This is a genomic window from Mycobacterium shimoidei (assembly GCF_900417275.1).
GTDB lineage: Bacteria > Actinomycetota > Actinomycetes > Mycobacteriales > Mycobacteriaceae > Mycobacterium > Mycobacterium shimoidei.
Genome location: NZ_UEGW01000001.1, coordinates 4,195,497 through 4,207,103, shown reverse-complemented (window position 1 = coordinate 4,207,103; position 11,607 = coordinate 4,195,497). Strand labels below are relative to the sequence as shown.

At 65.9% G+C, this 11,607-nt stretch carries 11 protein-coding genes and 1 pseudogene; 8 read left to right on the top strand and 4 right to left on the bottom strand.

Going from position 1 to position 11,607, the window contains the following annotated elements:
• Positions 1–3: 3 nt before the first annotated feature.
• The 5 genes from MSP7336_RS20300 to MSP7336_RS20280 are packed head-to-tail and all read left to right on the top strand — an operon-like array spanning position 4 to position 5,096.
• A complete protein-coding gene (locus tag MSP7336_RS20300; protein WP_244917498.1) occupies positions 4–660 on the top strand; it encodes a hypothetical protein in 657 nt (218 codons plus the stop codon).
• A complete protein-coding gene (locus tag MSP7336_RS20295) occupies positions 657–1,709 on the top strand; it encodes a polyprenyl synthetase family protein (protein ID WP_069397972.1) in 1,053 nt (350 codons plus the stop codon). Before MSP7336_RS20300 ends, MSP7336_RS20295 begins: the two co-directional genes overlap by 4 nt.
• Positions 1,710–1,732: 23 nt before the next feature.
• Positions 1,733–2,485 (top strand): FAD-dependent thymidylate synthase, encoded by a 753-nt coding sequence (gene thyX, locus MSP7336_RS20290; RefSeq protein ID WP_113965132.1) that lies wholly within the window; start codon positions 1,733–1,735, stop codon positions 2,483–2,485.
• A 24-nt stretch (positions 2,486–2,509) separates the two neighbouring features.
• A complete protein-coding gene (gene dapA, locus MSP7336_RS20285; RefSeq protein WP_069397971.1) occupies positions 2,510–3,412 on the top strand; it encodes a 4-hydroxy-tetrahydrodipicolinate synthase in 903 nt (300 codons plus the stop codon).
• Between the two features lie 7 nt (positions 3,413–3,419).
• Positions 3,420–5,096 (top strand): ribonuclease J, encoded by a 1,677-nt coding sequence (locus MSP7336_RS20280; RefSeq protein WP_069397991.1) that lies wholly within the window; start codon positions 3,420–3,422, stop codon positions 5,094–5,096.
• Positions 5,097–5,180: 84 nt separating this feature from the next.
• Here the strand turns inward: MSP7336_RS20280 and MSP7336_RS20275 are convergent, their stop codons facing one another.
• The 3 genes from MSP7336_RS20275 to MSP7336_RS20265 are packed head-to-tail and all read right to left on the bottom strand — an operon-like array spanning position 5,181 to position 7,188.
• Positions 5,181–6,050: an SAM-dependent methyltransferase gene (locus MSP7336_RS20275; RefSeq protein WP_181786864.1), complete on the bottom strand. Its 870-nt coding sequence runs from the start codon at positions 6,048–6,050 to the stop codon at positions 5,181–5,183.
• A 5-nt stretch (positions 6,051–6,055) separates the two neighbouring features.
• The gene (locus tag MSP7336_RS20270; protein WP_069397969.1) at positions 6,056–6,877 is read right to left on the bottom strand and encodes a mycofactocin-coupled SDR family oxidoreductase; all 822 of its coding nucleotides are present in this window, start codon (positions 6,875–6,877) and stop codon (positions 6,056–6,058) included.
• Positions 6,877–7,188, bottom strand: coding sequence for a putative quinol monooxygenase (locus MSP7336_RS20265; RefSeq protein ID WP_113964439.1), 312 nt, complete (start codon positions 7,186–7,188; stop codon positions 6,877–6,879). Before MSP7336_RS20265 ends, MSP7336_RS20270 begins: the two co-directional genes overlap by 1 nt.
• 192 nt (positions 7,189–7,380) lie before the next feature.
• Here MSP7336_RS20265 and MSP7336_RS20260 point away from each other — a divergent pair.
• A pseudogene (locus MSP7336_RS20260) lies at positions 7,381–9,894 on the top strand (DNA translocase FtsK); the annotation flags it as partial.
• Between the two features lie 112 nt (positions 9,895–10,006).
• On the opposite strand, the gene MSP7336_RS20255 reads toward MSP7336_RS20260, so the two are convergent.
• Positions 10,007–10,501, bottom strand: a complete 495-nt coding sequence (locus tag MSP7336_RS20255) for an amino-acid N-acetyltransferase (RefSeq protein WP_069397967.1) — start codon at positions 10,499–10,501, stop codon at positions 10,007–10,009.
• A gap of 73 nt (positions 10,502–10,574) precedes the next feature.
• Between MSP7336_RS20255 and pgsA the strand changes: the two genes are divergently transcribed.
• Entirely contained in the window at positions 10,575–11,171 is a 597-nt protein-coding gene (gene pgsA / locus MSP7336_RS20250) for a CDP-diacylglycerol--glycerol-3-phosphate 3-phosphatidyltransferase (RefSeq protein ID WP_084226623.1), read from the top strand.
• A gap of 103 nt (positions 11,172–11,274) precedes the next feature.
• Positions 11,275–11,592 (top strand): transcriptional regulator ClgR, encoded by a 318-nt coding sequence (gene clgR / locus MSP7336_RS20245; RefSeq protein WP_069397965.1) that lies wholly within the window; start codon positions 11,275–11,277, stop codon positions 11,590–11,592.
• Positions 11,593–11,607: the final 15 nt, after the last annotated feature.

Below are 11,607 nucleotides of genomic sequence, written 5' to 3'. Positions count from 1 at the left end.
GATGTGACCGAACGGCGGGGCGACAACGGCAGCATCGCCGGTGTGCCGTGGGCATCGGTGTTCGATCCGGCACTGAACATCCGGGCCCTGGGGGAGATTCAGGCCCGTGGATTTCGGGCCGCGACTGAGGTCGTCAATCGGTTCGTCCGAATGGCCGACACCAAATCCGTTGCCGGAGAGGCCGATAACAAACCGGAGTCTGCGCCGCCGCCGGATGTGGACAAACTGTTGCAGCTATGGCAACGGATGGCCGCCCAGGCGGTCGAGTCGCTGCGCGGGGCGACGCGACCACCCGGCGAAGTTGCGACCTTCGATGTCCAACACGGCACCTCGAACGGAGCTGTTTGTCTGGTGGCCGCCGAGCCCGGCGCGGTGTCGACCGAAGTCTGGCTGCACAACGCCGGCCCCGAAGACCTGGGCAAGGTGCGGTTGCGGTGCAGCGACTTGCTGGCCCACGACGGCGCGATGATCGGTTCGGACATGGTGCGCTTCGAGCCCGACACCGTGCCGATGGTGGCGCGCTGCAGCCGGGGCGTCACCGTGCAGGTGGACGTGCCCGACGGCATCGCCGCCGCCCACTACCGCGGCACGTTGCTTGCCGATGGTTATCCCGATATCTGGTTGCCGGTCGTGGTGAGCGTGCTGCCACGGGACTCATGACTAGTACGGCCGACCGGTCGGAACTTATTTCCACCGTCGAGGACCGGCTGCGACAAATCGGGAAAACAGTGCGTCGTTCGATGCTGGACGCGCTGCCCGATGGTGAACCGAGCCAATGGCTTTACGCGCCGATGCGCGAATACCCGTCGCGGCCGGGTAAGGCGCTGCGGCCGGCGCTGTGCTTGTCGGCGGGCCGCGCCTTCGGGGCGAATCGGGACGACCTGCTCGGCATCGCCGTGGCAATCGAGCTGATGCACAACGCTTTTCTGGTGCACGACGATGTCGCCGACGGCAGCGAGATGCGCCGCGGCCGGCCCACCTTGGCGTCCAGGTACGGCGTCGCCGCCGCGCTCAACGCCGGCGACGGTTTGGCGATCGTGGCCGGGCAGGTTCTGCGTGCAGCAACCCGCTGCCTCGACCGCGATCTGGCCGACCTGGTATGGAGCGAGTTCGACACCATGGCGATGCGCACGCTCGAGGGTCAGGCGACCGAAGTCGGTTGGCAACTCGACGAAGTGGTGGATCTGGGCCCCGAGGACTACCTCAACCTCATCATGCACAAGACATGCTGGTACACCACCATCCACCCGCTGCGGGTCGGCGCGCTGGTCGGATCACGGGGCACGGTGGAGCTAGGCCCGTTGGTACGCTTCGGGTTTCATTTCGGCGCGGCATTTCAGATCCGCGACGATCTGCTCAACCTCCTCGGTGACGAGCGCATGTATGGCAAGGAAATTCTGGGCGACCTGTATGAGGGCAAACGCACACTGCCGCTCATGCACCTGCTCAGCGTCGCGCAGGGCTCCGACCACGCGCTGGTGCGTCATTACCTGCGGCTGAAGCGATCGGAGCGCTCGGCCGAACTGGTGCACACGATCCGCCGGCTGATGGACTCTTACGGCAGCATCAGGTTCACCAGCGAGTACGCCGAAGGGATTCTGCTGGTCGCCGAGGAGTATTTCGAGCAGGCATTCGCCGCCGCGCAGCCGGGCCCCGACCTCGAGTTCTTGCGGGCGCTGGTGCCCTATGTATGGGCGCGGTGGCGGTGAGCCAACGGGCTAAGGTGAGCGCCGTGGCCGAGACCGCGCCGTTGCGCGTGCGACTGATCGCCAAGACCGAGTTCCTGGCGCCGCCGGACGTGCCATGGAGCACCGACGCCGACGGCGGCCAGGCGTTGCTGGAGTTCGCCGGCCGGGCCTGCTACCAGAGCTGGAGTAAGCCCAACCCCCGCACCGCCACGAACGCGTCTTATCTGCGGCACATCATCGACGTCGGGCATTTGTCGGTGCTCGAACACGCCAGCGTGTCGTTCTACATCACCGGTATCTCCCGATCGTGCACGCACGAGATGATCCGGCACCGGCATTTTTCCTACTCGCAGCTGTCGCAGCGTTACGTGCCGGAGAAGAATTCGCAGGTCGTGGTGCCTCCGGGAATGCAGGACGACCCGGAATTGCAGCAAATCCTGTCCGAGGCCGCCGACGCCAGCCGCGCTACCTATATCGACCTGCTGAGCAGGCTGGAAGCCAAGTTCGCTGATCAGCCCAATGCGGTGTTACGGCGAAAGCAGGCCCGTCAGGCCGCCCGCGCCGTGCTGCCCAACGCCACCGAAACCCGCATCGTGGTCACCGGCAACTACCGATCGTGGCGGCACTTCATCGCCATGCGCGGCAGCGAGCACGCCGACCTGGAGATTCGGCGGCTGGCGATCGCATGCCTGCGCCAGCTCGTCGACGTCGCCCCCGCGGTCTTCGGTGATTTCCAGATCTCCACGCTGGCCGACGGCACCGAGGTCGCGACCAGTCCGCTCGCCACGGAGTCTTGAGGCCGGCAGGTAATCTGGTCAGCTGTGAGCACCGGCGGATTCGACGTCCAAGCACGCCTCGGCACGCTGCTGACCGCCATGGTGACGCCGTTCGGCCCGGATGGCTCTGTGGACCTTGCCTGCGCCGCTCGCCTGGCGAACCATCTCGTCGACGCCGGATGCGACGGTTTGGTGGTGTCGGGCACCACCGGCGAGTCGCCGACCACGACCGACGCCGAGAAGCTGGCCTTGCTGCGCGCCGTGCTGAACGCGGTGGGCGACCGTGCCCGGATCATCGCCGGCGCCGGCAGCTACGACACCGCGCACAGCGTCCAGCTGGCCAAGGCATGCGCAGCCGAGGGCGCGCACGGCCTGCTGGTGGTCACCCCGTACTACTCCAGGCCGCCGCAGAGTGGGCTGATTGCGCACTTCACCGCGGTCGCCGACGCTACCGACCTGCCGGTGCTGCTCTACGACATCCCCGGACGCTCGGTGGTCCCGATCGAACCCGCCACCCTGGTTGCGCTGGCGTCGCACCCGAACATCGTTGGGGTCAAAGATGCCAAGGGTGACCTGCACAGCGGCGGTCAGGTGATGGCCGACACCGGTCTGGCCTACTACTCCGGCGACGACACGCTCAACCTGCCCTGGCTGGCGATGGGCGCGGTCGGCTTCATCAGCGTGATCTCTCATTTGGCAGCAGGCCAGCTGCGAGAGCTATTGTCTGCCTTCAATTCTGGAGATGTCGTTACCGCGCGCAAGATCAACGTCGCGGTGGCTCCGTTGTGCAACGCGATGGGCCGTCTCGGTGGCGTGACGATGTCTAAAACCGGTCTGCGCCTGCAGGGCATCGACGTGGGAGACCCGCGGCTGCCACAGATGCCCGCGACTCCCGAGCAGGTCGAAGCATTGGCCGCCGACATGCGTGCGGCCTCGGTGCTGCGGTGAGCTACAGGTGAACGAAGAACTCGCCCCGCCAAAACCATTGACCCCGGGCGGGTTGCGGGTCACCGCGTTGGGCGGTATCAGCGAAATCGGCCGCAACATGACCGTCTTCGAGCACCTGGGCCGGTTGCTGATTATCGACTGCGGCGTGATGTTCCCCACCCACGACGAACCCGCCGTCGACTTGATCCTGCCGGACCTGCGGCATATCGAGCACCGGCTCGACGACATCGAGGCCCTGGTGCTGACCCATGCACACGAGGACCACATCGGCGCCATCCCGTTTTTGCTCAAGATGCGCCCCGACATCCCGATCGTCGGATCGAAATTCACGTTGGCGCTGGTCGCCGCCAAATGCCGCGAGCATCAGCTCAAGCCGGTGTTGCTCGAGGTCGCCGAGGGGCAGCGCAGCACCCACGGGGTATTCGAGTGCGAGTACTTCGCCGTCAACCACTCCATCCCCGACGCCCTGGCGATCGCGGTGCGCACCGGCGCGGGAACCGTCTTACACACCGGCGACATCAAACTCGACCAACTCCCGCTCGACGGCCGTCCCACCGACCTGCCCGGGATGTCCCGGCTCGGTGACGACGGTGTGGACCTGTTCCTGTGCGACTCGACCAATGCCGAGATCCCCGGCGTTGGGCCGAGCGAAAGCGAGGTCGGCCCGACTCTGCACCGGTTGATCCGTGGTGCCGAGGGGCGGGTGCTCGTGGCATGCTTCGCCTCCAACGTCGATCGCGTGCAGCAAATCGTCGACGCCGCTGTGGCGTTGGGCCGACGGGTGTCGTTCGTCGGCCGATCCATGGTGCGCAACATGGGAATTGCGCGCGAGCTCGGTTTCTTACGGGTAGACGACTCCGACCTGCTCGACATCGGTGCGGCAGAGATGATGCCACCAGAACGGGTGGTGCTGATCACGACCGGCACTCAGGGCGAGCCGATGTCGGCGCTGTCGCGGATGTCGCGCGGCGAGCATCGCAGCATCACGCTGACGTCAGACGACCTGATCATCCTCTCGTCATCGCTGATTCCGGGCAACGAGGAAGCCGTCTTCGGCGTCATCGATTCGCTGTCCAGGATCGGTGCCCGCGTGGTCACTAATCAGCAAGTGCGCGTGCATGTTTCAGGCCATGCCTACGCTGGTGAACTGCTGTTCTTGTACAACGGGGTGCGGCCGCGCAACGTCATGCCGGTGCACGGCACCTGGCGGATGCTGCGCGCCAACGCCCAGCTGGCCGCCCGCACCGGGGTGCCCGAGGAGTCGATCTTGCTGGCGGAGAACGGCGTCAGCGTCGACTTGGTGGGCGGTAGGGCCACCATCGCCGGTGCGGTGCCCGTCGGCAAGATGTTCGTCGACGGTTTGATCGTCGGCGACGTCGGCGATACCACGCTTGGCGAGCGGCTCATTCTGTCGTCGGGTTTCGTCGCGGTAACCGTGGTGGTACGACGCGGGACCGGAAAGCCCGCCGCCCCACCGCATCTGCACTCGCGCGGCTTCTCCGAAGATCCCAAGGCGCTGGAACCGGCCGTGTGTAAAGTCGAGGCCGAGCTGGAATTGCTTGCCGCCGAGAACGTAACTGATCCGGTTCGCATTGCCCAGGCGGTGCGCCGCACGGTCGGCAAGTGGGTGGGTGAAACTTATCGCCGGCAGCCTATGATCGTGCCAACCGTACTGGAGATCTAGGTCTTGGGCGTTGAGATTGCGCCCAGGGCTGTGATTTTCGCTCGATCACGACCCTGGACGCAATCTCAACGTCAGCGCGGAGCCCTACGCCTTTTCGGCGTACGCAGACCATTCCAGCTGTGATGCCGGCAGATTGCGGCCGGCCGGCTTGACATAGTTGTGGACAAAATAATCGGGCCCGGCCTGCTCCACCAGGCGCCAATCGAATTCGTCGAGGAAGGCTGCGACGTCCTGAGTCTGGATACCGAAGTGCCAGAGTTGCCGACGCTGCCGTACCTTGCGATACAACGTGCGGGTGCCATACAGGTTGGTGCCATCGATGAAATCACGACGGACATATGTGAATACCAAGCGGCTGCCTGTGGGCACCGGCCGCAACCCTTCCAGGGTTGCTCGGACGGCGTCCTCGGTCAGGTATTGGGTCACACCTTCCCAGATGAAAAAGGTGCGGTAGTTAGCTTGGTAGCCGTGCTCGGCCAGCGTGGTGAGCAAGTCGTCGCGTTCGAAATCCATCGGCACCAACCGGACTGACCGCGGCTGTGCGCCCAGGACGCGGCGCACGATCGCCGCCTTGCGGGCGATATTGATGGTTTGGTCCACTTCGAAGATCGGGATATGGGTGTGCTGCGCGAGATGATAAGCACGAGTGTCCAATCCGGCGCCGAGGATCACCACTGCATCGATGTCGCCGAGCGCTTCGTTGAGCTTGTCGGCGATGTAGCGTTTGCGGCAGGCCATATTGACCCACAACCCCGGGCCCATCGACTCCGACGCACGAACGAACAGCGACCGCAGCGGCGCCGGCCGTGTGGCGGCAACCAGCCACCGCGCCGGCATTGGCAGAAATCGACCGGCCAGGTCGTCGTCCACCAGCCGTCGCCCGGGCGGCTGATGGTGCTCGATGGCCGCCAAGATCATGGGTCCAAAAGCCGTCTGCGCAGCCGGATTTGCCACCGTTATCAGCGCTTGTTCAGAAAGCCCGCATCGACCGGCAAGGTGATGCCGGTGATGTAGCGCGCCTGGTCGGACACCAGCCACGCCACCGCGTTGGCGATGTCGTCGGGTTGCAACACCTGGACCGGTAGCGCATTGCCCATGTCGGGTGGGGAATCGGATTGGGCGAGTAAGTCCGCCAACCACTGTCGGGTGAACTCGTTGTTGATCATCGGCGTGTCGACGCCGGCGGGATGCACCGAGTTGACCCGGATACTGTACGGGGCAAGGTGATTGGCGTAGACCCGCATCAATCCGACCAGCCCGTGTTTGGCAGCGGCATACCCGATGGAGCCGGCATCGGGGCTGCCGATACCGGCCAGCCCCGCGGCCGAACTGATCAGCACGATCGACCCCCCGTCGCCCTGCGAAATCATCGTCGGTATCGCGACCTCGACGGTGTGGTGCGCACCGGTGAGGTTGACGTCGATCACGTCGCGCCACCCGTCGGCGCCGGCCTGCATCGGTGCGATCCCGGCGTTGGCCACGACGATGTCCAGCCGACCCAGCTCGTCGAGACCGGCCTGCAAGGCGGCGTTCAGCGAGTCGCGATCGCGCACGTCGCCTTGGCTGGCCACGATGCGCGCGCCGGCGTCTTCGACGAGCTTTACGGTGGCGGCCAGATCGTCGGGGGTGGCCATTGGGTAGGGCACGCTGGCGATCTGCGCGCACAGGTCGACGGCGATGATGTCGGCGCCGTCGGAGGCCAGCCGTACCGCGTGGGCGCGGCCCTGACCGCGGGCGGCGCCGGTGATCAGCGCGACTTTTCCGGCTAGCGGGCCCGCCATCAGCGGCGAAGCTGGCCCTTGTCCGGATCGCCGGCCACGACGGGAGTCAGCATCTTGATGTCGGGCGCCCCGACCAGATGCTCGCCGGCGTCTTTGAACATGGTGGTCACCGCGGGCGCGGAGCTGTGCGCCTTGAGCGCGTCGGCGTCGGCCCACTGCTCGATGAACACGAAGGTCTCCCCGGATTCGTGCAGCGCGTAGAGCTGACAGCCCGCTTCGTTGTGCACTTCTTGGACCGCGCGGGTCAGGATGTCGCGGACGGTGTCGACCGATTCGGGTTTGACGGTCATGGTGGCAACGACGACGGGCATGCGACGAACTCCTCACTGAGTCGCGGCGATCGCAAGCGCGGGGCGGGCGCAGCGGGTCGCCGCCGTATGACGTACCGGACGGCCATCACCCTACTCAGGTGCGCCCGACGGGCCGCGTGGTGAGCAGTGCTTTCACCCCGTGCGGCGCCGGAATGGCCCGATTGTCCGAGACGATGACCAAATTGACACCCTTCTGTGACCCGTGTGGCTGATGGTGAATATGGGGCGCTTGCGACTAGGCTGGAGCCCATGGCTAGTAAGACCGTTGCGCGATCTGGCGCCCGAACAAGCAGGTCAAAAGCCACTTCCCGGGGGAGCGGCCGGCCCGCGCGCCCGGCGTCGCCGCGCCGCAGGCCCGCTCGGCGGCGTAACTCCTCCCTGGTTGCCTCGGCGGGGCTGACCTGCGGGCGGGCCATGCGCGCGACGTGGCTGATGCTCGCCAAAGGCGCCGGGACCACCGCGCGTTCGGTCGGGCGGGCCCGCGAAATCGACCCGGGCCATCGCCGCGACGGGATTGCGCTGACGCTGCTGGGCCTGGCGGTGGTGATTGCCGCCAGCTGCTGGTTCGACGCCGCCCGCCCGGTTGGCGCCTGGGTCGACTCGGTGCTGCGCACGTTCATCGGTTCGGGCGTCGTAATCCTGCCGGTGGTCACCGCCGCGGTGGCGGTGGTGTTGATGCGCACCGAGCCGAACCCCGATGCGCGGCCACGGCTGGTGCTGGGCGCGGCGATGGTGGCCGTACCGGTGCTGGGGCTGTGGCATCTGTGGGCCGGGTCTCCGGACAACCCGGTCGGGCGGCAGCACGCGGCGGGCTTTGTCGGGTTCGCTATTGCAGGGCCGCTCTCCGAGGGGTTGAGCGTGTGGATTGCCGCGCCACTGCTGTTCATCGGGTCGCTGTTTGGTCTGCTGCTGTTGACCGGCACCACGATTCGCGAGGTGCCCGAGACGGTGCGCGCCATGTTCGCCACCCGGATGTTCGACCGTGGGTACTTCGACGAGCCCGAGTATGACGAGGCCGAAGATAGTGTCGCCGAAGACTTTTCCGACGGTTACTACGACGACGCCAGCTATGGCGACGAGTCCCAGCCGTGGCCTTCCGGTAAGGATCCCGTCGCGCCGGACGACACGCCCACGGTGCCCGAGCCGACCGTTTCGCGCGGCCGCCGGAAGGCTAAGCGAGAGCCGTTGGTGGTGGACCGGGTGGTGGAAGGACCGTACACGCTGCCGCCGTTGAGCTTGCTGGTGGCGGGCGATCCACCCAAGAAGCGCAGCGCAGCCAATGACTACATGGTCGACGCCATCACCTCGGTGCTCGAGCAGTTCAAGGTCGACGCGGCCGTCACCGGCTGCACCCGGGGGCCCACGGTGACGCGCTACGAGGTCGAGCTGGGGCCAGGGGTCAAGGTCGAGAAAATCACTGCGCTGCAACGCAATATCGCCTACGCGGTGGCCACCGAGAGTGTCCGGATGCTGGCGCCGATCCCCGGCAAGTCCGCTGTCGGCATCGAGGTGCCCAACACCGACCGGGAGGTGGTGCGGCTGGCCGACGTGCTCACCGCCCCGGTGACCCGCCGCGACCACCATCCGCTGGTGATCGCATTGGGCAAAGACATTGAGGGCGATTTCATTTCGGCCAACCTGGCCAAGATGCCGCACCTGCTGGTAGCGGGCTCCACCGGATCCGGCAAGTCCAGCTTCGTCAACTCGATGCTGGTGTCGCTGTTGGCGCGCGCCACCCCCGAGGAGGTCAGGATGATCCTGATCGACCCGAAGATGGTGGAACTGACGCCGTACGAAGGCATTCCACATCTGATCACCCCGATCATCACCCAGCCGAAGAAAGCCGCCGCGGCGCTGGCCTGGCTGGTCGAGGAGATGGAGCAGCGCTACCAGGACATGCAGGCGTCGCGGGTGCGGCACATCGACGACTTCAACGCCAAGGTGCGCTCCGGTGAGATCACCACGCCGCTGGGCAGTCAACGCGAATACCGGCCATACCCATATGTGGTGGCGATCGTCGACGAGCTGGCCGACCTGATGATGACCGCTCCTCGCGACGTCGAGGACGCCATCGTGCGGATCACCCAGAAGGCCCGTGCGGCCGGCATTCACCTGGTGTTGGCCACCCAGCGGCCGTCGGTCGATGTGGTCACCGGACTGATCAAGACGAACGTGCCGTCCCGGTTGGCTTTCGCGACGTCGTCGCTCACCGACAGCCGGGTGATCCTGGACCAGGCAGGCGCCGAGAAACTGATCGGCATGGGCGACGGCCTGTACCTGCCGATGGGGGCGAGCAAGCCGCTACGGCTACAGGGCGCGTTCATCACCGACGAGGAGATTCAGGCGGTCGTCGCAGCCTGCAAGGAGCAGGCCGAGCCGGAGTACACCGAGGGCGTCACCACCGCCAAGTCCACGTTGGAGCGCAAAGACGTTGACCCCGACATCGGCGACGACATGGACGTTTTTCTGCAAGCCGTCGAGTTGGTGGTCTCGAGCCAATTCGGGTCCACCTCGATGCTGCAGCGCAAGCTGCGAGTCGGGTTCGCCAAAGCCGGACGGCTGATGGACCTCATGGAGACCCGGGGCATTGTCGGGCCGTCGGAGGGGTCCAAGGCCCGCGACGTGCTGGTCAAGCCCGACGAGCTGGCCGCGACGCTGGCGTCGATCCGCGGCGGCGGGGACGGCGACGACGAGCCCGCCGAATAGCGCCGAATAGCCCCGAAGAGCGCCGCGTCGCGCGCGTAGCGCCGAGTGTGCGGCCAGCTTCACGTTCGGCACCGAGTGTGCAGCCAGCTGCACACTCGCGAGCCAGAGCACGTTAGAGCACCAGCAGCATCCGCGAATTGCCCAGGATGTTCGGCTTGACGTAGCTCAGGTCCAAGAACTCGGCGACACCGATGTCGTACGAACGGCACATCTCCTCGAACACCTCGGCCGTCACCGGGGTGCCCTCGATCTCGGTGAACCCATGCCGGCTGAAGAACTCGGTTTCGAAGGTCAGCACGAACAGCCGCTGGAGCTGCAACTCGCGCGCCACCTCGATGAGCCGGTCCACGATCGCATGGCCGATGCCGCGGCCGGTCATGCTGGGGTCGACGGCCACCGTGCGCACCTCGCCGAGATCCGACCACAGCACGTGCAGCGCCCCGCAGCCGACGACCTCGCCGTCGTACTCGGCGACCCAGAATTCCTGCACCGCCTCGTACAACGTCACCAGGTTCTTTTCCAGCAGGATCTTGCCGGCGTAGGTGTCCACCAGGCGCTTGATCGCCGGCACATCCGAGGTTCGCGCGCGCCGGACCGCTGCGTTCACGGGTGCAGAGTATCGGTTTCAGCTCGGGTCGCCGCTATTCGGTGAGCAGAGGGCCAACCGATATTCTGATGCCGTGTCAGGTCAGCCTCAAAGCGGTCCATTGGTCAGCCGTGCCAGGGTGACCAACATCGCCAACATGCTGACCCTGCTGCGGTTGGTGTTGGTGCCGATCTTTCTGCTGACGCTGTTTGCCGGCGATGGACACCAAACCCCAAGCCGCATTGCGGCTTTCGTGATCTTCGCGGTGGCCGTGATCACCGACCGGTTCGACGGCGCGCTTGCTCGCAACTACGGCATGGTGACCGAGTTCGGCGCTCTGGCCGATCCGATTGCGGACAAAACCCTCATCGGGGCGGCGCTGATCGGGCTGTCGATGCTCGGCGACCTGCCGTGGTGGATCACCGTATTGATCCTGGTCCGGGAAGTGGGGATCACCGTGCTGCGGTTCGCTGTGTTGCGCCGTGGCGTCATTCCGGCCAGCCGTGGCGGCAAGCTCAAGACGCTCGTGCAGGCGGTGGCGATTGGATTGTTCGTGCTGCCGCTGAACGGGTCCTGGCATCTGACGGCGTCGGCCGTCATGGCGGTTGCGATCGTGCTGACGGTCATCACCGGGGTGGACTACGTCGCGTCTGCCGCCAAGGATGTTCGTCGGCGCCCGACGGCGTCCTAACCGGCTACTAAATCGCCGGGAACGATTCAGCGTGCCGGCTGCGTTGTTCGGAATGATTGCTGTTGATCAGCATCGATAGCTACACAGACCCGAGGGGAGCACCATGTCGTCATTGTTGCGTGAGGTCATCGGCGACGTGCTGCGCCGGGTTCGGACTTCGCAAGGCCGCACACTGCGTGAAGTGTCCGACACAGCGCGCGTCAGCCTGGGCTACCTCTCCGAGGTCGAGCGTGGCCGCAAAGAGGCGTCCAGCGAGCTGCTGAGCGCGATCTGCGATGCGCTGGAGGTCCCGCTGTCGGAAGTGCTCGTCGACGCCGGTGAGCAGTTGGCCGGCCAGGAGCCCGCTGAACCGAGTGCCACCAACATCGATCCGGACACCAAAGTGGTCATTCCGCCGGCGGTGTCGTTGGCTCTTGCCTGACATATGCGTACTTTT